At 38.2% G+C, this 24,121-nt stretch carries 22 protein-coding genes and 1 tRNA gene; 13 read left to right on the forward strand and 10 right to left on the reverse strand.

What is annotated here, in order from left to right; translation table 11 throughout:
- Nucleotides 1–96: 96 nt before the first annotated feature.
- The 4 genes from ACFOSX_RS04490 to ACFOSX_RS04505 are packed head-to-tail and all read right to left on the reverse strand — an operon-like array spanning nt 97 to nt 6,837.
- Entirely contained in the window at nt 97–3,621 is a 3,525-nt protein-coding gene (locus tag ACFOSX_RS04490; RefSeq protein WP_386097435.1) for an efflux RND transporter permease subunit, read from the reverse strand.
- The gene (locus ACFOSX_RS04495) at nt 3,614–4,804 is read right to left on the reverse strand and encodes an efflux RND transporter periplasmic adaptor subunit (protein WP_386097437.1); all 1,191 of its coding nucleotides are present in this window, start codon (nt 4,802–4,804) and stop codon (nt 3,614–3,616) included. Before ACFOSX_RS04495 ends, ACFOSX_RS04490 begins: the two co-directional genes overlap by 8 nt.
- 13 nt (nt 4,805–4,817) lie before the next feature.
- Entirely contained in the window at nt 4,818–6,227 is a 1,410-nt protein-coding gene (locus ACFOSX_RS04500) for a TolC family protein (RefSeq protein WP_386097439.1), read from the reverse strand.
- On the reverse strand, nt 6,214–6,837 hold the full coding sequence (locus ACFOSX_RS04505; protein ID WP_386097441.1) for a TetR/AcrR family transcriptional regulator: 624 nt from the start codon (nt 6,835–6,837) through the stop codon (nt 6,214–6,216). The genes ACFOSX_RS04500 and ACFOSX_RS04505 overlap by 14 nt, the downstream gene beginning before the upstream one ends.
- A gap of 118 nt (nt 6,838–6,955) precedes the next feature.
- Here ACFOSX_RS04505 and ACFOSX_RS04510 point away from each other — a divergent pair, with 118 nt between their 5' ends.
- The 3 genes from ACFOSX_RS04510 to ACFOSX_RS04520 all read left to right on the forward strand — a co-directional run bounded on the left by ACFOSX_RS04510 (nt 6,956) and on the right by ACFOSX_RS04520 (nt 8,592).
- Complete coding sequence (locus tag ACFOSX_RS04510) at nt 6,956–7,930, forward strand: polyprenyl synthetase family protein (protein WP_386097443.1); 975 nt, start codon at nt 6,956–6,958, stop codon at nt 7,928–7,930.
- A 99-nt stretch (nt 7,931–8,029) separates the two neighbouring features.
- Nucleotides 8,030–8,278, forward strand: a complete 249-nt coding sequence (locus ACFOSX_RS04515) for a hypothetical protein (protein WP_386097445.1) — start codon at nt 8,030–8,032, stop codon at nt 8,276–8,278.
- Nucleotides 8,279–8,283: 5 nt separating this feature from the next.
- Nucleotides 8,284–8,592, forward strand: coding sequence for a hypothetical protein (locus tag ACFOSX_RS04520; protein WP_386097447.1), 309 nt, complete (start codon nt 8,284–8,286; stop codon nt 8,590–8,592).
- 29 nt (nt 8,593–8,621) lie between these two features.
- Here ACFOSX_RS04520 and ACFOSX_RS04525 read toward each other — a convergent pair whose 3' ends face one another.
- Nucleotides 8,622–9,161, reverse strand: a complete 540-nt coding sequence (locus ACFOSX_RS04525; RefSeq protein WP_386097449.1) for an alpha-ketoglutarate decarboxylase — start codon at nt 9,159–9,161, stop codon at nt 8,622–8,624.
- Between the two features lie 117 nt (nt 9,162–9,278).
- Here ACFOSX_RS04525 and ACFOSX_RS04530 point away from each other — a divergent pair, with 117 nt between their 5' ends.
- Together ACFOSX_RS04530 and odhB are read left to right on the forward strand one after the other, a co-directional pair.
- Nucleotides 9,279–12,035 carry a 2-oxoglutarate dehydrogenase E1 component gene (locus ACFOSX_RS04530; RefSeq protein WP_386097451.1) on the forward strand — a complete coding sequence of 919 codons (2,757 nt, stop codon included), beginning with the start codon at nt 9,279–9,281 and terminating at the stop codon, nt 12,033–12,035.
- Between the two features lie 30 nt (nt 12,036–12,065).
- Nucleotides 12,066–13,322: a 2-oxoglutarate dehydrogenase complex dihydrolipoyllysine-residue succinyltransferase gene (odhB, locus tag ACFOSX_RS04535; protein ID WP_386097453.1), complete on the forward strand. Its 1,257-nt coding sequence runs from the start codon at nt 12,066–12,068 to the stop codon at nt 13,320–13,322.
- 704 nt (nt 13,323–14,026) lie between these two features.
- Here odhB and ACFOSX_RS04540 read toward each other — a convergent pair.
- Both ACFOSX_RS04540 and ACFOSX_RS04545 read right to left on the reverse strand, forming a co-directional pair.
- Nucleotides 14,027–14,659, reverse strand: a complete 633-nt coding sequence (locus ACFOSX_RS04540; RefSeq protein WP_386097455.1) for a response regulator transcription factor — start codon at nt 14,657–14,659, stop codon at nt 14,027–14,029.
- A gap of 56 nt (nt 14,660–14,715) precedes the next feature.
- The gene (locus ACFOSX_RS04545) at nt 14,716–15,153 is read right to left on the reverse strand and encodes a retropepsin-like aspartic protease (protein ID WP_386097457.1); all 438 of its coding nucleotides are present in this window, start codon (nt 15,151–15,153) and stop codon (nt 14,716–14,718) included.
- Between the two features lie 48 nt (nt 15,154–15,201).
- Here ACFOSX_RS04545 and ACFOSX_RS04550 point away from each other — a divergent pair, with 48 nt between their 5' ends.
- The 8 genes from ACFOSX_RS04550 (at nt 15,202) to ACFOSX_RS04585 (ending at nt 20,352) form a co-directional block, all read left to right on the forward strand.
- Nucleotides 15,202–15,972, forward strand: a complete 771-nt coding sequence (locus ACFOSX_RS04550; RefSeq protein WP_386097459.1) for a TatD family hydrolase — start codon at nt 15,202–15,204, stop codon at nt 15,970–15,972.
- Entirely contained in the window at nt 15,969–17,000 is a 1,032-nt protein-coding gene (locus ACFOSX_RS04555) for an asparaginase (protein WP_386097461.1), read from the forward strand. The genes ACFOSX_RS04550 and ACFOSX_RS04555 overlap by 4 nt, the downstream gene beginning before the upstream one ends.
- A 71-nt stretch (nt 17,001–17,071) precedes the next feature.
- A tRNA-Ser gene (locus tag ACFOSX_RS04560) sits at nt 17,072–17,159 on the forward strand.
- 73 nt (nt 17,160–17,232) lie between these two features.
- Nucleotides 17,233–18,009, forward strand: a complete 777-nt coding sequence (locus ACFOSX_RS04565) for a MotA/TolQ/ExbB proton channel family protein (RefSeq protein ID WP_386097463.1) — start codon at nt 17,233–17,235, stop codon at nt 18,007–18,009.
- Nucleotides 18,010–18,084: 75 nt separating this feature from the next.
- Nucleotides 18,085–18,474 carry a hypothetical protein gene (locus ACFOSX_RS04570; RefSeq protein WP_386097465.1) on the forward strand — a complete coding sequence of 130 codons (390 nt, stop codon included), beginning with the start codon at nt 18,085–18,087 and terminating at the stop codon, nt 18,472–18,474.
- 6 nt (nt 18,475–18,480) lie between these two features.
- Nucleotides 18,481–19,095: an ExbD/TolR family protein gene (locus tag ACFOSX_RS04575; RefSeq protein ID WP_386097467.1), complete on the forward strand. Its 615-nt coding sequence runs from the start codon at nt 18,481–18,483 to the stop codon at nt 19,093–19,095.
- A gap of 12 nt (nt 19,096–19,107) precedes the next feature.
- The gene (locus tag ACFOSX_RS04580) at nt 19,108–19,572 is read left to right on the forward strand and encodes an ExbD/TolR family protein (protein ID WP_386097469.1); all 465 of its coding nucleotides are present in this window, start codon (nt 19,108–19,110) and stop codon (nt 19,570–19,572) included.
- A gap of 87 nt (nt 19,573–19,659) precedes the next feature.
- A complete protein-coding gene (locus ACFOSX_RS04585; RefSeq protein ID WP_386097471.1) occupies nt 19,660–20,352 on the forward strand; it encodes a porin family protein in 693 nt (230 codons plus the stop codon).
- Here ACFOSX_RS04585 and ACFOSX_RS04590 read toward each other — a convergent pair.
- The 3 genes from ACFOSX_RS04590 to asnS all read right to left on the reverse strand — a co-directional run bounded on the left by ACFOSX_RS04590 (nt 20,347) and on the right by asnS (nt 24,119).
- Complete coding sequence (locus ACFOSX_RS04590; RefSeq protein ID WP_386097473.1) at nt 20,347–20,952, reverse strand: hypothetical protein; 606 nt, start codon at nt 20,950–20,952, stop codon at nt 20,347–20,349. The two genes, ACFOSX_RS04585 and ACFOSX_RS04590, sit on opposite strands and share 6 nt — an antisense overlap.
- 8 nt (nt 20,953–20,960) lie before the next feature.
- Complete coding sequence (gene rpoN / locus ACFOSX_RS04595; protein WP_386097475.1) at nt 20,961–22,424, reverse strand: RNA polymerase factor sigma-54; 1,464 nt, start codon at nt 22,422–22,424, stop codon at nt 20,961–20,963.
- A 261-nt stretch (nt 22,425–22,685) separates the two neighbouring features.
- Nucleotides 22,686–24,119: an asparagine--tRNA ligase gene (gene asnS / locus ACFOSX_RS04600; RefSeq protein WP_386097477.1), complete on the reverse strand. Its 1,434-nt coding sequence runs from the start codon at nt 24,117–24,119 to the stop codon at nt 22,686–22,688.
- Nucleotides 24,120–24,121: the final 2 nt, after the last annotated feature.

Genomic DNA, 24,121 nt, shown 5'->3' on the forward strand with positions numbered 1-24,121 from the left:
TGAAGCTCTTTTTTTTATGCCTAAAAGAAAACCCCAACAGATGTCGGGGCTTTCCAGCTATTAACCAAATGCGCCAATAGGCGTCTTCGATTATCGTTATGCGGTTTGTAGTTCTTCTTTCGCTTCAGAATTAGAACTGAATTTTGTTCTTAACCACATCTTAAATCGTGTGATGATGTAAAACAATATAGGAACTACAATTAAGGTCAGGAACGTAGCAATTAGCAATCCATAGATGACCGTCCATGCTAATGGACCCCAAAATATAACATTATCACCACCCATATAAATATTCGGGTTAAAATCTGAGAACAGGGTGAAGAAATTTATATTAAGACCTATAGCTAAAGGAATTAACCCGAAAATGGTTGTAATGGCGGTCAATAGAACAGGACGTAAACGTGCTTTTCCGGCTTTGACTATACTTTCAAATAAATCTTCTTTTGTAAGATACTCATCTTTTTCTAATCCGAGTTCGTTTTTCTTTCGGTCTATAAGCAACTGCGCATAGTCTAAAAGTACTACGCCGTTGTTGACTACAATACCTGCCAGAGAAATAATCCCCACCATAGTCATCATAATCACAAAAGGTTTCCCTGTGATAACTAGACCTCCAAATACACCGATTAAACTTAGAAATATGGCCAACATAATAATTGTTGGTTTTGAAACCGAGTTGAATTGGAAAATGAGGATAAAGAATATCAGTAATAATCCAGTGCCGAAAGCACCCATCAGAAAGGCCATTTGCTTGTTTTGTTCCTCTATTTCTCCGGTATAATCGACATTTATGGTCTCTGGAATGCCTTTATAACTTTGCATTTCTTCTTGAATTTGAGCCACAACCGCTGCGGGGTTATATCCGGGTTCAAGAGAAGAATATACGGAGACTACACGTTTGGTGTCTTTGTGCTTAATGGCACTATAGCCCGAATTGTTTTTTTGTTTTGCCACAGCAGATAATGGAATCTCTTTAATCTGTCCTGTATTGTCCCTAAATGTGATATTCTGATTAAATAATGCACTAGTATTGTATCTTAAATCCTCATTAAAGCGGACATAGATATCAAAATCATCACCGTCTTCTTTATAGATACCAGCTTTTGACCCAAAAATTGAATTTCGTAATTGTTGCCCTACCTGTGCAGCACTGACACCCAATTCACCAGCCTTTTCACGATCAACTTCAACAAGCATTGTTGGCTTGTCTTTGTTGACATCGATTTTAAGTTCGTCAATGCCAGCGATATTTTTAGAATTAATGAATTCTCGCATTTGTTCAGCCGTTGCAATCAATTGATTGTAGTCTGGCCCTTCGAGCTCGATATTTACCGGTGGTCCAGCAGGTGGTCCGTTGGCATCTTTTTCAACAGAAATAAGAACGCCTGGATATATCCCTGATAAAGCCTGTTGAACTTTTTTTCGAAGTTCTTCACTATCTTCAAACTCCCTAAACATACCACTGTCTTTTGGACGCCTGTACTTAAATTCTCGCATCGAAGCCGTAATCTTGGCTTTATGAGGCATTTCGGCAGCTGAACCTCCGTCCGTTTGAGGGTTACCTGCTCCTTCTCCGACTTGTGAGACAGCACTTTCTACTAGAAAGTTATTGCCATTATTTATATATTGATTCTGATTGATAACATCATAGACCCGTTTTTCTATTTGCTTGGTAATGGCATTGGTTTTCTCAATGGATGTTCCTTCCGGGTATTCTATGTAGACAATGATTTGATTCGGCTTATTTTCCGGGAAGAATTCAAATTTGGTGCGTTGTGTCATCAAAGAAACAATGAAAATTCCGAATGTAGCAAACAGCAATATAAATGTACCAATACTCAATATGTAAGGCCACTTTTTACTCAACGCACCTCTTAGTCGTTTTTCATACCAATTTTCTAAATTGACCAAAGCCTTAGTTTGAAAATTATTGGCAGCGCCTCTCAAAAATAAACGGTATACCCAAAGCATAATAGCGGTAAAGATCATTGCAGTTCCAAGTCCACGATAGGTGCCTCCAAAAATGAGTATAAGAACACCAATAGCAGCGACAATGATTGTCGTTTTTATGATTTGCTTTAGTGGCATTTCCTTGTCTTCGGTTTTCATGAACTGAGATACCAATACGGAGTTAAAGAAAATGGCGACGAATAATGAGGAGCCCAAAACAATGGAAAGTGTTATTGGTAATATCTTCATAAACTCTCCCATGATGCCAGGCCATAAACCTAGAGGTACAAAAGCTGCAACTGTCGTCAATGTAGAAATGATAATTGGGAATGCAATTTCACCAATTCCTTTTTTGGCGGCTTGTATTCGAGATAGACCTTCTTCGTCCATTAATCGGTATACATTTTCAACAACTACGATACCATTATCCACAAGCATACCAAGACCCATCACCAGTCCGAATAAAACCATGGTATTTAAGCTATAGCCGATGAGGTTTAATATCATAAGCGACATAAACATGGACATTGGTATGGCAAACCCAACGAATAAGGCGTTTTTAAATCCTAGGAAAAACATAAGGACGGTAACCACGAGAATAACCCCAAATATAATATTGTTGACCAAATCATCTACCTGACCAATAGTTACGGAAGATTGGTCATTTGTAATGCTTACCTCTAAGTCTTTAGGGAAAACATTGTCTATAGCATTGTTTACTATAATTTCGATCTGCTCTGCAGCGGCTACCATATTTTTACCCGCCCGTTTTTTTACGTCGAGCATTACTACAGGTTTACCTGATTTACGCGCAAATGTTGTTTTGTCCTCTTCCTTAAACGTAACATTGGCAATATCCTTTAAGTAAATGGCATTACCATTTTCAGCTTTAACAACAAAATTTTCAAGCTCGCTAGGGGATTCAATTTCACCTAAAACGCGAATCGTGCGACGCTGACCGCTAGCAATAAGGTTTCCGGCAGACATGGTCATATTTCCATTTTGAATAGCACCCAAAACATCATTGAAGGTGACTTTGGCCGCCATCATTTTATAAATGTCTACGGCAACTTCAACTTCTTTGTCTTGCGCCCCTCGAATATCTGCTTTTTTGATTTCAGATAAGTCTTCAATTTCATCCTGAAGGTATTCTGCATATTCCTTCAATTTTTCAACTGGATAATCGCCTGAAATATTAATGTTTAGAATTGGCATTTCTTCAGACATACTCAATTCAAACACATCGGGTTCTACTTTAGCACCATTAAAGGTTGGCCAATCCTCACTTGAGGTTTCACTTTCAATTTCGTCCTTAACCTTTTGCTTGGCTTGTTCAACAGTGATATTTTCATCGAACTCTGCAATCACAATACTGTAATCTTCTTGTGAGGTTGACGTAATTTCAACAAGATTACTAACCGTTTTTAGTTGGTCTTCTAACGGATCCGTGACCAGCTTTTCAATATCCTCAGCCGTATTTCCAGGATAAACTGTGCTGATGTAGATTTTGGTTTCATTGACCTCAGGAAAGTTCTCTCTTGGCATGCTGAAGAAAGCAGATATCCCTAAGTAGAAAAAGACCAAAATTAACACATACATCGTGGTTTTGTTATTGATTGCCCACGAGGATAGCGCAAATTCCTTATCGATGTTTTTTTTCTTGTTAGTCATTGGTTGCCTCGTTTTGATAGTTGATTACTTCCACCGACTGCCCATCCCTTACACTTCTCGCACCTTCCTGAATTATCTCATCACCCTCATTGAGACCCTTAAGAATTTCAATCACGTCACCTTGCGTACGTCCAGTTTCAACTATGACACGTTTAGCTTTTCCTAAGTTGTCCTTACCTTTTCCATTGACGACGTAAACGTATTGTTCGCCTTCAGCATTTTCTGAAATGACACTCTGTGGAATTAAAATTGCATTCTCGTTAGTGTAGTCGTTAATTTTGAGTCGAGCTGTGAGATTAGGTTTTATACTATTGTCTTTGTTTGGCAAATCAATCTCTACCTGGTACGTTCTGTTCGCAGGATTAATGAAATCACTGGTTTGACGGATTTTGGTGTTGATTGTTTTTCCCAAAACAGGAATACTCACTTCAACCGTTTTCCCCTTCGTGACATCAGTAACATAACGCTCTGGCACCTCGGTTTCAACGTACATATCATTGAGGTTAACGATACGCATCAATGGTGTTTGGCCAGCGCCTACAACACTCCCTTGTTCGGTTATAATGTCATCAATGGTTCCTGAAAATGGTGCTCTAACTGTGGTTTTTCCTATCTGTTGTTGTAATTGGTTAACGGCAGCTTGCTGTGCTTCATAATTAGATTTAGCTTGAAGAAACTGAATTTCACTCCCAATTTTTTGATCCCATAGTCGTTTTTGACGTTCGTAAGTGGTTCTGGCCAAGTCTGCCTGAATTTTTATTTGCGCCAACTGCTGTCCTAATCCTCCATCATCTACTTTTGCTAGCAATTGACCTCTATTGACGCGCTGTCCTTCTTTTACATAGACTCTCGTCAAAATACCACTGTATTCAGGTGTTATCGTCAAAAGATCACGGGTTGTGACATTACCCTGTAATTCCAAATAATGATTAAATACTTCAGGTTTTACTGAAACCGTGGTTATTAGCGGTACATTCTTAGTGCTATCTAAAGCTTTTATGCGGTCATCTAACTGCTTTAGCTGTGTCGCTAAGGCTTGCTGTTGGCTGACCAATTCGCCACGTTTTTTTCGGATAGTTTCCAAATTTTCAGACGCTAGTACAGTATCTAGATCATTGTTGTTTTCGCCTGAACAAGACACTAATATCAATGCTGTAAGAGCGCTGTATAATATATGTTTCATTGGTGTTGGTGTTTTAATTGTTTGGTAGATTAAGAGCCGTTTCTAACTCTGTTTTTTGATTGATGACGGCGAGCATCGCCTCTAAATATTCGTTTTGAGCTGTGTATAATTGCAATTGCGCTTGGCGGAGTTCAAAACTAGACCCTATGCCTTCAAAAAATTTGGTTTGGTTTTTCGCTTCTATGCGTTCTGCCAATTGAAGGTTGTCCTTTTTGATTTCAAAATCTTCAATAGCGAAACGGTAATTGCTTCGTGCTGTTTCAATTTGAAGTAAGGTCTGCTGTTCAACATCCGATAGGTTCAATTGTGACTTTTCAAGATTGATTTTGGCACGTTCTGTCTTTGCGGCTCGACCTCCAGAGCTGAAAATAGGGACGTTTAAATTCAGACCAAAAGACGAAAATCCTGCCCAGCGCTGGTCGCTATTAAAAAAGGTAAAGTCGTCACTAAAACCGAGATAGCCACCGTTGAGGTAGGCCGCCAATCTTGGAAGTGCTTTACTTTTTTCTAGCTTAACCAAAAGCTCCTTGGATTTTACATCGTTTTCAGCAATTTTATAATCAATAGTATTCTCTATTGAAGTCCGCGCATTGAGGAGTTCTAAAGACACAAAATCTTCAGACAGTGTTTCCAAGGAATCCGTTAATGAGACATTGGTATTTAAGTCAATTCCCAAGGTAATATTGAAAAGCTGTAAACTTATTTTTTTTAAGCGTGTGGCATTATTCAAAAGACTTCCTAAACCAGCCAAGGTAATTTGAAGTTGCTCTACACTTTCTTCTTCGCCCAATCCATTTTCATAAATCTTTCGGGTTTCATCCAGATTTTGTTGAAGTACATCACGATTATTAATTAAAATGGCTTCACTTTCTTGAGCCAACAATACGTTGCCGTAAGCGTTAATGACGGCTTTTCTAATTTCGAGATCGGTCTTTACTTTGGCGTTTTCAGAAATTTCCAAAAAGACTTTTGAAGCTTGAAGGCCAACGATGTAAGAGCCATCAAACAATAGTTGGTTTAATTGGGCTGTTGCATTAACGCTTTGTTTTGCTCCAAAAACAATTTCTGAAAATCCATCTCGTGTTTGCGGAGAACCATTTGCAGTTAAATCGAAAAATTCTTCCACAGTGTTTATTGTACTTTGTCTGTTGTCAAAGAACGCATTAGGTACAACGGACACCTGTTGCTTTAAAAAGTTTTGATAATTGGCTGAAAAATCCACTTGGGGTAGACCCGTCGCTATGGTTTCCCATTGTTGTTTTTCGGCGGCGTCAATATCTAACTGCGCACTTAGCGCCATTCTACTATTGGCTAAGGCAAAGTCAATTGCTTCTTGCAAGGAAAAGCGTGTGGCATAATCTTGTGAAAACCCAAAGGAGCTCAAAAGTACCAGTAGGACAACGCTAATTTTAATTTTTGTCATTGGTCACTATAGTTGATTTGTTGATGAAATTATTGAGTATGGCCATACCGTCTTGTGTGATAATGGCTCGTAAATGATATTCTAAAAAGCTTTCCATAAGGTATTCCATGGCGTATTGGGGTTGCGGAAAAATGGTCTCATCCTTAATGCCGGTCATACCGTTAAAGTAGAGTCGGGAAATAAAATCAAAATCAATGTTAGATCTAAACACGCCCATCTCAACACCGCGTTTAAGACTGTCTTTAACGGAGTCGTGCATTTTCTCGAATTGCTTTTCGCGTAAGCGCAAATAAATCTCTGGATAGTATTTTTTAAGTTGAAATTGAGGTGAAGCTTTTTCGTTTTTCAAATGCATCATCACAAACATCTTAATATCGTAGAGTTCTTCAATAGGGTTTTGAGACGTGTCACAAATATGGTCGATGCCGTCACAGATATTTTCAAACAGATGAAATGTAACTGCCTCTACTAACTTCGTTTTGTTGGGAAAATGAACGTAAATCGTTTTTTTAGACATGCCTAACGCATTGGCAATATCATCCATCGTTACACTCTTAAAACCAAGTGTAAGAAACAGCTCCGTTGACTTATCTATTATCTTTTCTTTCATAATGGACTGCAAAAATACGCATGGAAACTTTAAAAACATTAAAAGTTTCCTAAGTTTTATAAATTTTTTAACATTGAAAACTGAATTTTAAAGTCAGTTGAAATCTTATTTTTGTGGTATGTACAACATCCAACACTATCAACAGGGTTTTCTAGAATATCTTAAGCAATACACCATTGACAGAGAACCCAAAAACCTTTACGAACCCGCAAATTATATATTGAATTTAGGTGGTAAACGTCTTCGGCCTGTTTTGGCATTGATGGCTTGCGATTGTTTTGGAGCCAATTATAAAAAGGCGTTGGATGTGGCTTTGGCTATTGAGGTGTTTCATAATTTCACATTGGTGCATGATGATATTATGGACGCTGCCCCATTGAGACGTGGCAAAACAACGGTACATAAAAAGTGGGATGAAAACACGGGTATTTTATCGGGTGACGCCATGCTCATTATGGCTTATCAATGTTTGGAGAGCTATGAGCCAACGATTTTCAGTGCGTTAACGAGGTTGTTCAGTAAAACGGCTTTGGAGGTCTGTGAAGGCCAGCAGTACGATATCGATTTTGAAACACGACAAGACGTTTCAATCATTGAATACCTAAAGATGATTGAATACAAAACGGCGGTTTTGGTCGGTGCGACCATGCAGATGGGCGCACTTGTTGCAGGTGCTTCAAACGATTCTCAAAAAGCGATTTATGACTTCGGAAGATTCCTCGGAATAGCCTTTCAACTACAAGATGATTATTTGGATACTTTTGGGAATCCTGAAACTTTCGGCAAACAGGTCGGAGGTGATATTATTGAAAACAAAAAAACCTATTTGTATTTAATCGCCCAACAAAATTTGAGTGCAACAGATGCCGATAGATTGAATGTACTTTTCAAAACCCAACCTGAAGACCCTTCACAAAAAATTGAATTAGTCAAAGCTTTATTTGAAAATTCTGGTGCAAAATCTGAAATTTTAAAAGCCGTTGAAAACTATACGAAGCAAGCTTTTGAGGTGTTGAAGAGGCTGAATATTTCAGAAGAAAACAAAGCGGTGTTGAAGCGTTTTGGGCAGGAGTTGATGGGACGCTCTGTTTAATTGGTTATTTTGATTGAAGTCAAGTTATTGTGTAAAACTCAAAGCGTTTAATTTTACTCTAAGTAAATTTTATGTATCTTCATAAATTAAAGAGAAGTCATGGGAGCGCCAGAATTGAGAGATAAATTAATACGCATCATTAAAACGTCTGATGAGAAGTTTTTAAGAATGGTGAATGCTTTGCATATGCATTATGCTAATGATGAAACTACGGATTTCTATGGAGAACTTCCTCATGAAATTCAAGATATTTTAATGGAGAGCCGAGCTCAAGCTCAACGTGGCGAAACACGACCGCATGCCGATGTGATGCAGGAATATCGTGAAAAGTATGGTATTGCGCGTTAAGAAAAATGACCGTAATTTGGACACCTACCGCGGAAATCACATTTGCTGAAGAATTGGCAATTATAAGTAATCAATGGACTATTATAGAATTGACGAATTTCATTGATTTGGTAGATGATTTTGTTAGAAAGTTGGAATCTGGGGTCATTGAAGGAAAAATATCGGCCAAAACTAACATTTATTCATTTGTAATATCTAAACAAACCACCTTATATTTTGATGTCCATACGGATACTAAAATTATACAGCTACTCTTATTTTGGAACAATAAAAGAGACCCCAAAACCTTGAAAAAGTTAATCGACCGTTTTTAATTTTTAAATTATTCGAGTTGGAAAGAAGTTTAAAAGAACACCCTAACAAAAGGTAAAAACGCCGAGTTGTAAATACTTCGGTTTTCGTCGTAGAGTATATCATATCGTATCCCAAAAGTCACATTATTAGTGCTATAACCAATGCCCATAAATAGTGCAGGATAATAATAGGAATCGTCATTATTATTGGGGTCAAAAAAACCATCTTCAAAATTCCGGTTAATAAATAGGTTTTCAAACTCTGCGGATAACTGAATTTCATTTATGGGATTCACTAAAGTGATAATACTTGCGCCAAAAACAGTAGAATTAAATACATTTTTTTGAGAGCTATATGAAGCATTTAAACCAAGGCCCGTTGCAACTGTAGGGTTAAACCGATAAATGGCAGAAGGCGCCAATGTGCCACTAAAAAAACCATCACCAAAGTTAAGGCCTATGCCACCACCAAACTGAACATTGTTCCAAAAATTATTGGCTTCCGCATTGTTATTCTGACTGTTTACAACGTTCGAAAAACAAATAAAAAGCGTCAAAACGAAACCTATTTTCCTTAAATGAATCTTCATGGTTTTTTAAATTTAAATAGTGCTTTAGAGCGCGTTATAAATATACTAAAATAAGGACTCTTAATGTCAAAAGTTGTACTTTTGCTTTGTTGAAACGAAACCGTCTCAAATAATAAAATGGATAAATATTCCTTTCTTAACGCAGCACATACAGCCTATTTTGCTGATTTATACGAACAATATTTAAAGAACCCCGATAGTGTAGAACCGAGTTGGCGCGCTTTTTTTCAAGGCTATGACTTTGGCTCAGAGTCTTACGGCATGGATGGTGAAATAATAGAGGGCGTGGAAACGCAGATTCCGGGACACGTTCAAAAGGAGTTTCAGGTCGTTCGTCTTATCGATGGTTATCGCAGCCGAGGACACTTGTTTACCAAGACCAATCCGGTTAGAGCACGACGACAGTATGCGCCTACACTAGAGATTCAGAATTTTGGATTGAGCGCTTCAGATTTAGGGACCGTTTTTTCTGCCGGTGAAATTCTAGGGATAGGCAAAGCTACTCTTCAAAATATTGTTGACCATCTAGAACGCATTTATTGTGATTCTATCGGTGTGGAATATATGTATATCCGTAAACCCGAAGAGATTCAATGGATTCAGAATAAACTAAATATCAACGATAACCAGCCGAAATTTTCAAACGAAACAAAGAAAACCATTCTTAAGAAGTTGAATGAAGCAGTATCGTTCGAAAACTTCTTACATACCAAATATGTTGGTCAAAAACGTTTTTCTCTTGAAGGAAATGAATCTTTAATTCCTGCGCTAGACGCCATGATTGAAAAGGCGGCTGAGCTAGGCGTTAAAGAATTTGTTATGGGTATGGCCCACCGTGGGCGACTAAGTACCCTAACCAATATATTCGGAAAGTCGGCCAAGGATATTTTTAGTGAATTTGATGGTAAAGATTACGAAGAAGCTGTTTTTGATGGGGATGTAAAATACCATCTTGGCTGGACGAGTAGCCGAGAAACAGATTCGGGTAAAAATATTCACCTAACCATCGCCCCAAATCCGTCGCATTTAGAAACTGTCGGTGCAGTTGTAGAAGGTATAACCAGGGCAAAACAAGACAGTACATCTATTGAAGATGCCTCTCAAGTACTACCAATTGTAGTTCACGGTGATGCGGCCATTGCCGGTCAAGGCTTGGTTTATGAGATTGTGCAAATGGCGCAGTTAGATGGTTACAAAACCAACGGTACGGTACATATTGTGGTGAACAATCAAATTGGATTTACCACAAATTATTTAGATGGTCGCTCAAGTACCTATTGCACAGACGTGGGGAAAGTGACATTGTCACCAGTTTTACACGTTAATGCCGATGATGCCGAAGCCGTAGTGCATGCCACGCTTTTTGCATTGGATTTTAGAATGCAATTTCAGCGCGATGTGTTTATCGATTTGTTAGGCTACAGAAAATATGGTCATAACGAAGGTGATGAACCAAAATTTACACAACCGTTACTCTACAAAGCCATTTCAAAACATAAGAATCCAAGAGATATTTATGCAGAGAAATTATTGGCAGAGAATGTAATTGATAACGACCACGTTAAGAAGATTGAACAAGCCTATAAAGATAAGCTCGAAGAAAAATTAGACGCCTCTAGAAAAGAAGATAAAACGGTCATTACCGCTTTTATGGAAGAGGACTGGAAGGATTTCCCTAGAGCAACGGAGGTTGAAATGATGCAACCGGTAGATACAACAGTCGCAAAAGCAGATTTAGCTTCTATTACCAAAATCATTTCAAACTTACCGAAGGATAAAAAGTTTATAAGAAAAATACAGCGTTTGGTAGAATCTCGCCAAACCATGTTTGACGAAGACCGATTAGATTGGGCTATGGCCGAGCATTTGGCTTATGGCACCTTGCTTAAGGAAGGTTACGGCGTTCGTATATCTGGTCAGGATGTAGAACGAGGGACTTTTAGTCACCGACACGCCGTGGTTAAAGTTGAGGACAGCGAAGAGGAAATCATTCTCCTAAAGGACATAGATGACAAGCAAGGTGAGTTTAATATTTATAATTCTCTGCTTTCAGAATATGGGGTCGTTGGTTTTGATTATGGTTACGCCATGGCAAAGCCGAAAACCTTGACCATTTGGGAAGCACAGTTTGGGGATTTCAGTAATGGCGCCCAAATTATGATAGACCAGTACATCTCTTCAGGCGAAGATAAATGGAAAACCCAAAATGGTTTAGTGATGTTATTGCCTCATGGTTATGAAGGTCAGGGCGCGGAGCATTCTTCTGCGCGTATGGAGCGATACCTTCAACTTTGCGCAAAGGATAATATGTATATGGCCGATTGTACAACGCCAGCAAATATGTTCCATTTGTTACGTCGCCAAATGCTGTCGACCTTTAGAAAACCATTGGTGGTATTTACGCCGAAAAGTTTGTTGAGGCATCCGAAAGTTGTGTCTACGGTTGAGGAATTTGCCAATGGAAGCTTTAAAATGGTTTTGGATGATGATGGCGTAGAAACAAAAGATGTAAAAACGCTGGTATTCCTTACCGGAAAGTTTTATTACGATTTAGATGAACAGCGCGAAGAGTTAAAACGCAAAGACATTGCCTTTGTTAGAATAGAGCAGTTGTTCCCATTACCGATTGAAGACTTAGAAGCTATTTTGAAAAAATATCCAAATGCCGACGATGTGGTATGGGCCCAAGAGGAACCTCGGAATATGGGGGCTTATGCACATATGTGGATGCATTGGGATAAAGTAAAAACTTTTAGAGTGGCAAGTAGACGTCCTTATGGCGCGCCTGCGGCAGGAAGCTCAACACGTTCAAAAGCAAGACACCAAGAAGTCATGGACTTTGTCTTTGACAAAACAAAAAATAACCAACGATAATTAAAGTATCCGCATAAATAAGTTTATACGATGATTTTAGAAATGAAAGTGCCTTCTCCAGGCGAATCAATTACAGAAGTAGAAATTGCAGAATGGTTAGTAGAAGATGGGGATTATGTAGAAAAGGACCAGGCCATCGCAGAAGTCGATAGTGATAAAGCAACCTTAGAATTACCTGCTGAAGCTAGTGGTACTATTACTCTTAAAGCCGAAGAAGGTGATGCCGTTGCCGTAGGAGCAGTTGTTTGTCTTATTGACACAGAAGCTACTGCGCCAGAGACTGATACCTATAGCGGTGGAGATGAAGGTGGGAATTCTGACGATGTTGCTTCCGAAATGAAGAAAAAGCATGAGTCAACGCCTAACACCACAGACCATAAAAAAGCTCCTGCACCAACAGATAAAACCTATGCATCAGGAACTCCAAGTCCTGCGGCGAAGAAAATATTAGACGAAAAAGGAATTTCTGCCACGTCTGTTTCTGGAACTGGGAGAGACGGTAGAATCACCAAGGATGATGCGGTGAATGCTGTACCATCTATGGGAACACCAACAGGTGGTAATCGTGGAACATCGCGTAGCAAAATGTCTATGCTACGTCGTAAGGTTGCCGAGCGTTTGGTAGAAGCTAAAAATACGACGGCTATGTTGACCACCTTTAACGAGGTGGACATGTCGCCAATTTTTGAACTGCGTAAACAATACAAAGAGGACTTTAAGGCTAAGCACGGTGTAAGTCTTGGTTTTATGAGTTTCTTCACTTTGGCAGTGGTGAGAGCATTGAAACTTTATCCTGCAGTAAATTCCATGATTGATGGAAAAGAAATGCTGAGCTATGATTTTGTAGATATTAGCATTGCAGTGTCTGGCCCAAAAGGACTGATGGTGCCTGTTATTCGAAATGCAGAGAATTTATCGTTCAGAGGTGTTGAATCTGAAGTAAAACGCCTGGCCATTAGAGCAAGAGACGGACAAATCACTGTAGATGAAATGACAGGTGGTACATTTACCATTAGTAATGGAGGCGTTTTTGGTAGTATGCTATCCACGCCAATTATCAATCCGCCACAGAGTGGTATTTTAGGCATGCATAACATTGTTGAGCGTCCAGTGGCTATTGATGGAAAAGTTGAGATTAGACCAATAATGTATGTGGCTTTATCATATGACCACAGAATTATTGATGGTAAAGAGTCCGTAGGTTTCTTAGTTGCAGTTAAGGAAGCTCTGGAAAATCCAACGGAATTATTGATGAATAATGATGTTAAGAAGGCTTTGGAAATGTAATCCATCACCCATCACAGAAAAGAAAAGCGCAATTTAGACCAAATTGCGCTTTTTTATGCTCTTAACTAAAAGAGCAAACTAACTAAATTAACTAAAGAATCATTTAACTTGTGAAGTTCACTAAAATGTTAGCCGTAATTATGGCTACTGAACTTATAATTAATAGAACAAAGAATATTTTATCATTTTTACTCATATCTCGCATATTTTTTGGGATTTGAATAAAAAGGCTTAAGACTAGGTTCGGTCCAAAGCCTTTTTTAACTCAAAGGGGCATCGATTAATAGCTTTGTAAAATTGCATATAAAATCAACACGACACAATACGTAGTTCTACGTATATTTTAAAAAAGATGCTAGGCGAAACGCGTTTTTTTTCGACGAACAGCAATGGCAACAAAAAACCCCGAGCAGGCGCTCGGGGTACATCAATCCTTTCGGATTAATCAATAGCTGTTATTTTACCCTATATAATTAAAATAACATTATAAATATCTGTAATATAAATAGATAAAACAAAGGCATTACTGCTAAAGTCATGTAATTTAACATTAATTTAATACTACATAACTTACGAAAAAAAAACTCCAGTTGTCGCCAACTGGAGTTTAATCCCTTTTGATAAATTAATAGCTGTTATTTACCCTAAAATTTAAATAACACTTCAAAGGTGCGTATAATTTTGAAGGATTCCTATACGTAGTTCTACGTATTTTTTAAAAATTTTTCAGTTTGTTTAGCAAAAAGAATAAGGCTTGTTGGTGATGAATCTAGTTTTAGCTTAGACCTGATGGTGCTTTTGTGTTTTTCAACCGTTCTATCTGAGATAAACAAAATATCTGCAATCTTCTTCGCTGTTCTGTTTTGTCCCACAAGCCTCAAAATTTTCGATTCAGTATCAGTAAGTAATGCTAATTCTTCAGGAGGGGTTTCAGCTTCGATAAAATCTTCGAGCTCTGGGCTAAAATAGGGGTCATTATTACTCATGGCTTCTATACAAATCTCAATTTCATCAAGCGCAAATTCCTTTAGAATATAGCCATAGATGTTATAGGTCAGTGCTTTTTTATAGAAAGTTTCATCCTTTTCAAATGTAATTAGGGCAATTTTTGTTTCAAGGTTTAGGGAGTCGCAAATTTCAGCGACTTCTAAGCCCGTTAAAAATGGCATTTGTATATCTAGGATGGCAATGTCTGGCTTTAATTCTTTAATTAACTCTAAGGCATCACGTCCATTTTTGGCGCTGGCAACAACATTGTAGTTGTTTTCTTTGAGAAAGTCTTCTAAGCCTTTGAGTATAAGTGGGTGGTCGTCAGCTATTAAAATAGAAGGCGTCATAATGTGCTATTAATTCATCGTTGGACGACTAAAATAAAAAAATCAAATGGTTTGTGCTATTTAAGATAGAGGTACTTTTTTTCGTAATCAATAATGGCATTTCCTAGCCTTAAAATGTCAGCGCCCAAAATACCATCAACACGATTTGAACCATGCAGAATCAATCCTTCATTAACGTGGTCTAGATTGAACAGCACCAAGGACACATCTTCGGTTTTCCACTTACCGATGGTCACGGTATTGCCTTCCGCAACTTTGGTCATTAAATCCGAAGCTCCGGCACCAACCGCTTTGATATCTGATGCTTCTGCTTTAAGAAGAAATTGTTCAGCCATTTCAAAACCCAAACAGCTATTGGAAGCGCCTGTATCTAAAATAAATCGCCCTTTTATACCATTTAGTGTAGCGGTGACTTCAAAATGATTGGTTTTGGTTAGTTTTAGCTTTCGTCTTTTATACCCTCGTTCGGTTAAGAAGTCCTTAAGTAATGTCATCCATCTATTTTTTGTAAATATAAGTCGCTAAACATTTACTTTTGCGCTATGATTATTACAGATACGCACACCCATTTGTATAGTGAAGCTTTTGACGAGGACCGTGACGCCATGATGCGACGTGCGCTGGACGAAAATATCACCCGGTTTTTTATTCCAGCAATTGATTCTACGTACACTGAAGCAATGTTTCAGTTAGAAAAAGATTATCCCGAAAACGTATATCTAATGATGGGCTTGCACCCCACACACGTTAAACCCGAAACTTATAAAGGTGAAATGACGCATGTTGAAGCGCAATTAGCATCGAGAGACTTTATAGCAATAGGAGAAATTGGAGTAGACTTGTATTGGGACCAATCAACATTGCAATTACAGCAAGAGGCTTTTAGATATCAAATTCAACTAGCGAAGAAATACCAATTACCGATTGTTATTCACTGCCGGGATGCTTTTGATGAGGTCTTTGAAGTTTTGGATGCCGAAGCTGATGATGAGTTATTAGGAATATTCCACTGCTTCACCGGAAGTTTAGAACAAGCCCAACGCGCCATAAACCTCAACATGAAACTGGGTATTGGTGGCGTAGTCACTTTTAAAAATGGAAAGATTGACCAGTTTTTAAATCAAATCGATTTGAAACATATTGTTTTGGAAACCGACTCGCCCTATCTATCGCCAACGCCATACCGAGGGAAGCGTAACGAAAGTTCATATATTATTAAGGTGTTGGAAAAATTATCCGAACTTTATAAGCGTTCAAAAGAAGAGATAGCTGAAATCACTACGCAAAATTCAAAAGACGTTTTCGGGATATGAGTAAAACCAAACCAAACATATTATTGATTTATACCGGTGGCACCATTGGTATGATTAAGGATGCGGATACGGGTGCGCTCAAGGCATTCGATTTTAAAAATATTATAAAACGCATTCCAGAGTTGAAATTATTGGATTGCCAAATAGAAACGGTTTCTTTTGAAAAACCCATAGACTCGTCTAACATGAGCCCAAAGTATTGGGTAGACATTGTAGATATTATTGAAGCACATTACGACACTTTTGATGGTTTTGTTGTTTTGCATGGTAGTGACACCATGAGTTATTCGGCATCAGCCCTAAGTTTTATGCTTCAGGGCTTGACCAAACCGGTTATTTTTACCGGAAGTCAGTTGCCTATTGGCGATTTAAGAACGGATGCCAAGGAGAACTTAATTACGACGATTCAAATGGCATCCCTTCAAAAGGAAGGAAAACCATTGATACGTGAGGTCGGGCTATATTTTGAATATAAACTCTACCGAGGTAACCGCACCACCAAATTAAATGCCGAACATTTTGAAGCCTTTGAGTCGATGAACTATTCGCATTTGGCAGAATCCGGCGTGCATCTTAATGTTAACGAAGAGACATTATTGCAAACGCATGCCAATTCAAAATTGAAAATATTTAGAAATCTTGAAACCAATGTGGGGATTTTAAAATTGTTTCCAGGTATTTCAAAACCTATTATAAAGACTATATTAAAAAGTCAATTGATTAAAGGCTTGGTTTTAGAAACCTATGGTTCTGGAAATGCAACAACAGAAAAATGGTTTATAGACGAGTTGAGAAAAGCTGTAAATCGTGGTTTGCCTATTATTAATGTAACGCAATGCTCTGGAGGCGCTGTGAATATGGGACAGTATGAAACCAGTAGTCAGCTGAGAAAGATAGGTTTAGTCTCCGGAAAAGATCTCACTACCGAAGCGGCTGTGACCAAACTTATGCATGTTTTAGGGAATCCAAATCTTTACAAAAACTTTAAAGAATCGTTTGAAACGCCTATCTGTGGGGAATTGTCCTAAAATTAACGCCACAAATTTTAGGAACTAAAATTATTTTTGTTATTTCACGGACTGTAATTTTACTGAGATAAAGAGAGGTGGCCGAGTGGTCGAAGGCGCACGCCTGGAAAGTGTGTATACCTCAAAAGGGTATCGAGGGTTCGAATCCCTTCCTCTCTGCTAATTTTCCGTAGTAGTTACAATTTATTTTTTATCTTTAACACTTTAACTAATAAAATTAAGATTAAGAACAATGAAAAGATTATTTTCTATCCTAGCCATTACGTGTTTAATGGCCATCGGAACTGTTAATGCTAATGCAACAACAGTAGCGACAACGGCAACTACTGTTGCAGCGGTAACTCAAGACACAGCTGAAGAGCCAGCTGAAGAAGAATTGGGTTTTCATCAAGAATTAAAGAAACGTTTTATTGAAGGTGGCCCTGGTTTTATGGGGATTGTATTGTTATGTTTAATTCTTGGTCTAGCCATCGCTATTGAGAGAATTATCTATTTAAACTTATCTACAACCAACACTAAGAAGTTAACTCAGAACGTAGAAGATGCACTTCAGTCTGGAGGAATTGAAGCGGCTAAGGAAGTTTGTAGAAATACAAAAGGACCTGTTGCTTCTATATTCTATCAAGGTTTAGACCGTGCAGATGAAGATATTGACGCTGCTGAAAAAGCTGTTGTAGCCTACGGTGGTGTACAAATGGGACAGTTAGAAAAGAATGTATCTTGGATTTCATTATTTATCGCTTTGGCACCAATGCTTGGTTTCATGGGTACGGTAATTGGTATGATTCAAGCCTTTGATAAAATTGAAGCCGCTGGTGATATGCAACCTTCTTTAGTTGCAGGTGGTATTAAAGTAGCACTTTTAACAACGGTATTCGGTCTTATTGTGGCGATTATCCTTCAGATTTTCTACAACTATATCATTGCTAAAATAGATAGTATTGTTAACGATATGGAAGATGCTTCTATTACGTTGATGGACATGTTAGTGAGATATAAAAGAAAATAAAAGCAGATAAATATTATGCATAAAATATTAAAAATACTAGTTGCACTTCTTGGACTTGCGGGTATTATTTTCCTAGTGAGAATAATAGCTAGAGGTGATGAGGAGATCAAAGCAGCAGCAGAAGCAGGAGACTCTGCTATTGTTGACCCTATGGCATTTGTAGCATACATCATGCTTGGGTTAATATTAGCGTTTGTATTGTTCTTCGTGCTTAAGAACTTATTTACCAATACAGCAAACCTTAAGAACACATTGATTGGTGTCGGGGCATTTGTGTTGGTATTGGCCATAGCATATTTCGCCTCTGGAGGCGATGCTACACAGTACAAATTACAAGATGGTGGATTTGCTACAGACGGAACCTCACAAATGGTAGGAGCCGGTTTAGTAGCCTTTTACATCTTACTGGCAGTAGCCGCTGTGTCTATGCTATTCGCAGGAGCTAAAAAAATAATCAGTAAATAGTAAATTATGGCAAAACGATCAGCACCAGAAGTTAATGCAGGATCAATGGCTGACATTGCTTTCTTACTATTGATTTTCTTCTTGGTAACAACAACTATTGAGAAGGATAAGGGTATTCTTAGAAGTTTACCACCTATTGATGAATCACAGACCGAGCCTCCTGTTATTAAGCAGAAGAACCTTTTTACGGTAAATCTTAACTTTAGAGATCAACTTCAGGTTGAAGACGAAGAGATGGATGTAAAGGATTTAAGAGAAGCGGCCATTGCCTATTTAGATAATGGTGGTGGTACCAATGCTGAGGGACAAACCTGTGATTACTGTCAAGGTAAAAAAGACCCGTCGTCTTCGGACCATCCGGATAAAGCGATTATTTCGCTGAAGCACGATAGGGAAACTTCTTATGGTAAATATATTGAAGTGCAAAATGAATTGGTTGCAGCGTACAATTTTTTACGTGAGCGTGAAGCACAAAAACGCTACAACAGATCATTTGCTGATATGCTAGAGGAGAAGGAAAAGAATCAGTTTAAGAAAGACGAGAAGCTCAATGAGCAAATTCAGGCTATCAAGGATTTATATCCTATGAAGTTGTCTGAAGCTGAGCCGACACAAAATTAAAAAGTAACAATTATGTCAAAATTTAAAAAAGGAAAACAAGGTGACTTGCCAGCGATTTCAACGGCATCCCTTCCTGATATTGTATTTATGTTGCTTTTCTTTTTCATGGTCGCAACAGTAATGAGAGATAACAGTCTTAAGGTAAAAAATGAATTGCCAACAGCAAGTGAGATAGAAAAGCTTGAAAAAGATAGAACTATGCTCATCTACGCTGGTAAGCCAAGTGATGCTTATAAGAATGTTGGTACTGAAGCGCGTATACAAATCAATGATGATTTTGCGAGCTTAGCCGACGTTAAACCTGCTGTTTACGAATTTATCAATAAAACTCGTGAAGAGTTAAGAGAGAAAATCGTGGTAGGTTTTAAGGTCGATAAAAATACCAATGCTGGTTTGGTTTCAGATATTAAACAAGAACTTAGAGAGGCCAACGCCCTCAAAGTGATGTATTTGACTAACCAAGCTACGGAAGAGTAATATAAAATCTTAATTTAAGAAAAGCGTTATGTTAGTTCATAGCGCTTTTTTATATCCTGTCGTTTAAATTATTTGTAGTTTTAGATTATGAAACAGCTTCTTTTAGCCTTTATTGGTTTCCTTCCCTATATCGCTTTTAGCCAAGCCGATAGTTTGCAGGACAATTATGATAGATTGTACCGAGAAGACCAGTTTTACGCTTCTATTTCTTACAATTTATTGTCCGGAACTCCAGAATCCATTAAACAAAATGGGATATCTACGGGTTTTCATTTTGGATTTATAAGAGACATGCCTATTAATACGTCTAGGCGATGGGCAATTGGCTTAGGTTTTGGCGTATCTACAAACTCCTATAACCAAAACCTTCAGATTTCTGAAACTACGGAAGGCTATTCTTATGCCATAACAGATGAAGACTTAGGCAATATCACTAAAAACAAGTTCACACGCTATCTGGTGGAGTTTCCGTTTGAATTGCGATGGCGTAGTTCTTCTCCGTCCGACTATAAGTTTTGGCGGATCTATTCAGGATTTAAAGTAGGCTACTTATTATATAACACGAGTAAGTTCCGAAGCGATTTCGGAAATATTGACTTATCTAACATTGATGATTTCGAAAAATGGAATTACGGTCTAACGCTAAGCGCTGGTTATGGCACTTGGAATTTTCAATTGTATTATGGCTTAAACTCCCTTTTTGATGAATCTGCCCAACTTGAGGGCGAGCAAATAGACCTTTCTGCGATTAAGATAGGGATAATGTTTTACATTTTATAACCAATAGTTCAGAAGCAGAAGCTGAGGGAATAATCCCAAAAATGCCCCTATAATCAATTCGGAATTGGTATGCGCTTTAAGATGTAATCGGGAGGTGGCAACCGCGCCAATCACCAACATCATTAAGGCAATAGTTCCGTTGATATTAATCTGAAAGTGAATCCCAACTGCCACCGCAAACATAAAAAAGCCACATACTGCTAACATGTGGATGCTCGCCTTTACCTTTAATAAGGCCAAAATTAGGCAGGCGACGGTCGAACAGAGAATACCGATAAAGAAATAGTATAGTTCCAAAACTTCATCATAAGGAAAGACTTTAATGGCAATCATGGCAATGATAATAGCATTTACCAATAATGGAATAATACGCTCCTTGGTGCTCGATAGGTGAATGGTCTCTACCTTTTTTATAGTCTTCAATAAAAAGTACATCAAAATCGGAAGTAGAAAGGTGAGTATAAATACCGAAAACAACTTGGCATACATCAGTTCTTGAGGGATGAATAAGCGTGTTTTGTGAAAATAATAAATTACACCAAGCAAAGGCATCACAATAGGATGGAAGATGTAGGATATACTTTTTAGGATGACGTTCATACGCCGGTTTACAATTCCTTTCGTAATCGGGCAACAGGTAGATCCAATTGCTCTCGGTATTTTGCAACGGTTCTTCGTGCAATAGGATAACCTTTTTCTTTAAGGATTTTAGCCAGTTTCTCGTCGGTTAGTGGTTTCTTTTTGTCCTCTTCTTCAATGACCGTTTCAAGGATTTTTTTGATTTCACGCGTAGACACTTCCTCACCTTGATCATTGGTCATCGATTCCGAAAAGAATTCCTTTATCAATTTAGTGCCATAAGGTGTATCGACATATTTACTATTGGCTACACGAGAAACGGTTGAGACATCCATTTCAATCTCGTCTGCAATGTCCTTAAGAATCATTGGTCTTAATTGACGCTCATCACCAGTTAAAAAGTAATCCTTTTGGTAATGCATAATAGAGCTCATTGTTACAAAAAGCGTTTGCTGACGTTGACGTACAGCTTCAATAAACCATTTGGCGGCATCAAGTTTTTGCTTTATAAACATTACCGCATCTTTCTGGGCTTTGGTCTTTTCTTTAGATTCCTTGTAGCCTTTAAGCATGTTATTATACTCACGGGATACATGGAGTTCTGGTGCATTACGGCCATTTAGCGTTAACTCCAATTCGCCATCAACAATCTTAATGGCAAAATCTGGAACCACATGTTCTACCATACGGTTATTGCCCGCATAAGAACCTCCTGGTTTAGGGTTAAGACGTTCTATTTCTTCAATGGCATCTTTAAGCTGGTCTTCTGTAATACTGAATTTTTGAAGTAATTTTTTGTAATGCTTCTTAGCGAATTGCTCGAAGGCAGTATCAATGATTTTGGCGGCCAATTCAACATCAGGATGCTGTTCTTTGCGTTGTAATTGAATACTCAAACATTCTTGAAGGTCCCTGGCACCAACACCAGCAGGGTCTAATTGATGCACAATTTGAAGTACTTTTTCAACCTCTTCATCCGTAGTAAATACGTTTTGGGTAAATGCCAAATCATCGGTGATATCAGAGATTTCTCTTCGGATATATCCACTTTCATTAACACTTCCGACTAAAAAAACAGCAATTTCATATTCCTGTTCATTCAATCTGAAGGTGTTAAGTTGGTTGATTAAATGTTGTGTAAATGATGTGCCTGCGGCGTATGGTATAGATTTTTCATCGTCATCTGCACTGTAATTGTTGGCATGCGTTCTGTAATCTGGGATTTCATCGTCACTTAAGTAGTCATCAACGTTGATGTCACCCGCATCGATGGTGTCGTTGTCATCGTATTCGTCCTGAGAATTGTCAAACTCATCATAAGCGTCCTCAGCAGCGTCACTTTCCTTGCCAGTATCTAATGCCGGATTTTCTTCCAGCTCTTGTTTTAAACGCTGTTCAAAAGCCTGCGTCGGTAACTGAATCAACTTCATCAGCTGAATCTGCTGTGGCGAGAGTTTTTGAGAGAGTTTAAATTGTAAATACTGCTTGAGCATAGGGTTGTTTGTGTCTTACATTAATTTGATTCTTTAGCTAAAAATACAACTAAATATAAATAGCTCTTAAAAATAAACTGTTGTCACTTTGAGCGCAGTCGAAAGGTATTTCATATTGACAACTTTAATAGGTTTCGACTGCGCTCAACCTGACATTTAAACTATAACCAGTTCCGTATTCGGACTAGATTAAAGTTAAAAAAACAATCTAAGATTATTAATGCATTTGTAGGGTTTGTTTTGTCATTCTTTTTGACGCATTTAGAATTCTGCATTCTGAGGTGTTCGTGGATAAGGAATAACATCCCTAATATTGGTCATCCCTGTAGCAAACATCACCAAACGCTCAAATCCTAATCCGAAACCTGAATGCACCGCCGTACCATATTTTCTTAAATCTAAATACCACCAAAGTTCTTCTTCAGGAATATCTAAAGCGGCCATTTTTTCCTTAAGCACCTCCAAACGTTCTTCACGTTGTGAGCCACCTACGATTTCACCTATGCCAGGGAAAAGGATATCCATTGCGCGTACGGTTTTTCCATCTTCATTCAAACGCATATAAAATGCTTTGATATTAGCTGGATAATCAAATAAAATAACAGGGCATTTAAAGTGCTTTTCAACTAAAAACCGCTCATGTTCCGACTGTAAATCGGCACCCCATTCGTTGATTAGATATTTGAATTTTTTCTTCTTATTGGGCTTACTGTTTCGTAAAATGTCAATAGCTTCTGTATAGCTAACACGTTTAAAGTTATTATCAGTGACAAATTTGAGCTTTTCAAGTAAACGCATTGGACTACGGTCAGCTTGAGGTTTTGTCTTTTCTTCATCAAAGAGGCGATTATCTAAAAACTCTAAATCTGTTTTATTATGCTCAACAATATAAGAAATGACGGATTTTAAAAAGTCTTCAGCTAAGTCCATATTACCAGCCAAATCCATGAATGCCACTTCTGGCTCAATCATCCAAAATTCTGCCAAATGACGTGAGGTATTTGAATTCTCAGCTCTAAACGTTGGTCCAAAGGTATAGACTTTCCCTAATGACATAGCGTAGGTTTCAGCCTCTAGTTGACCAGACACGGTAAGATTTGCTTCTTTACCGAAAAAGTCTTCCTTGTAATCAACTTCTCCATCGTCATTGAGAGGTGGATTTCTTGGGTCTAATGTACTCACTCTGAACATTTCGCCAGCACCTTCGGCATCACTTCCTGTAATGAGCGGTGTATGCATATTGTAAAAGCCATTCTCTGTAAAATATTTATGTACAGCAAAAGAGGCTGATGAACATACACGCATTACTGCAGAAAACGTATTGGTTCTCGTGCGTAGATGTGCATTTTCACGTAAAAATTCGAATGAATGTTTTTTTGGTTGAATCGGATAGGTTTCCGGGTCGGAATCACCTAAAACTTCAAGCTCAGAAACTGCAATTTCAACGCTTTGGCCTTTACCTTGGCTTTCCACCAATTCACCTTTAACGTGTATCGCGGCGCCTGTTGTGATTCGTTTTAAAAGTGCTTCGTCAAAATTTTCAAAATCAACAACACACTGAATGTTATTTAAGGTAGACCCATCATTTAAAGCAATAAAGCGGTTGGCTCTAAAGGTTCTTACCCAACCTTTTATATCTACTTGTTGTAGTGTAATGTCTTGAGATAATAAGTCTGAAACGGTATATGTTTTCATAA

This window comes from Winogradskyella maritima (assembly GCF_042650215.1).
GTDB classification, from domain to species: domain Bacteria; phylum Bacteroidota; class Bacteroidia; order Flavobacteriales; family Flavobacteriaceae; genus Winogradskyella; species Winogradskyella maritima.

Excerpts from the sequence above, each read along its gene's own strand:
- ACFOSX_RS04565 (WP_386097463.1), top strand. The coding sequence starts at position 17,233 with ATGAAAAGATTATTTTCTATCCTAGCCATTACGTGTTTAATGGCCATC.
- ACFOSX_RS04515 (WP_386097445.1), top strand. The coding sequence starts at position 8,030 with ATGGGAGCGCCAGAATTGAGAGATAAATTAATACGCATCATTAAAACG.
- ACFOSX_RS04575 (WP_386097467.1), top strand. The coding sequence starts at position 18,481 with ATGGCAAAACGATCAGCACCAGAAGTTAATGCAGGATCAATGGCTGAC.
- asnS (WP_386097477.1), bottom strand. The coding sequence starts at position 24,119 with ATGAAAACATATACCGTTTCAGACTTATTATCTCAAGACATTACACTA.
- ACFOSX_RS04520 (WP_386097447.1), top strand. The coding sequence starts at position 8,284 with ATGACCGTAATTTGGACACCTACCGCGGAAATCACATTTGCTGAAGAA.
- ACFOSX_RS04500 (WP_386097439.1), bottom strand. The coding sequence starts at position 6,227 with ATGACAAAAATTAAAATTAGCGTTGTCCTACTGGTACTTTTGAGCTCC.
- ACFOSX_RS04525 (WP_386097449.1), bottom strand. The coding sequence starts at position 9,161 with ATGAAGATTCATTTAAGGAAAATAGGTTTCGTTTTGACGCTTTTTATT.
- odhB (WP_386097453.1), top strand. The coding sequence starts at position 12,066 with ATGATTTTAGAAATGAAAGTGCCTTCTCCAGGCGAATCAATTACAGAA.
- rpoN (WP_386097475.1), bottom strand. The coding sequence starts at position 22,424 with ATGCTCAAGCAGTATTTACAATTTAAACTCTCTCAAAAACTCTCGCCA.
- ACFOSX_RS04530 (WP_386097451.1), top strand. The coding sequence starts at position 9,279 with ATGGATAAATATTCCTTTCTTAACGCAGCACATACAGCCTATTTTGCT.
- ACFOSX_RS04555 (WP_386097461.1), top strand. The coding sequence starts at position 15,969 with ATGAGTAAAACCAAACCAAACATATTATTGATTTATACCGGTGGCACC.
- ACFOSX_RS04495 (WP_386097437.1), bottom strand. The coding sequence starts at position 4,804 with ATGAAACATATATTATACAGCGCTCTTACAGCATTGATATTAGTGTCT.
- ACFOSX_RS04590 (WP_386097473.1), bottom strand. The coding sequence starts at position 20,952 with ATGAACGTCATCCTAAAAAGTATATCCTACATCTTCCATCCTATTGTG.
- ACFOSX_RS04580 (WP_386097469.1), top strand. The coding sequence starts at position 19,108 with ATGTCAAAATTTAAAAAAGGAAAACAAGGTGACTTGCCAGCGATTTCA.
- ACFOSX_RS04585 (WP_386097471.1), top strand. The coding sequence starts at position 19,660 with ATGAAACAGCTTCTTTTAGCCTTTATTGGTTTCCTTCCCTATATCGCT.
- ACFOSX_RS04550 (WP_386097459.1), top strand. The coding sequence starts at position 15,202 with ATGATTATTACAGATACGCACACCCATTTGTATAGTGAAGCTTTTGAC.
- ACFOSX_RS04540 (WP_386097455.1), bottom strand. The coding sequence starts at position 14,659 with ATGACGCCTTCTATTTTAATAGCTGACGACCACCCACTTATACTCAAA.
- ACFOSX_RS04490 (WP_386097435.1), bottom strand. The coding sequence starts at position 3,621 with ATGACTAACAAGAAAAAAAACATCGATAAGGAATTTGCGCTATCCTCG.
- ACFOSX_RS04510 (WP_386097443.1), top strand. The coding sequence starts at position 6,956 with ATGTACAACATCCAACACTATCAACAGGGTTTTCTAGAATATCTTAAG.
- ACFOSX_RS04545 (WP_386097457.1), bottom strand. The coding sequence starts at position 15,153 with ATGACATTACTTAAGGACTTCTTAACCGAACGAGGGTATAAAAGACGA.
- ACFOSX_RS04505 (WP_386097441.1), bottom strand. The coding sequence starts at position 6,837 with ATGAAAGAAAAGATAATAGATAAGTCAACGGAGCTGTTTCTTACACTT.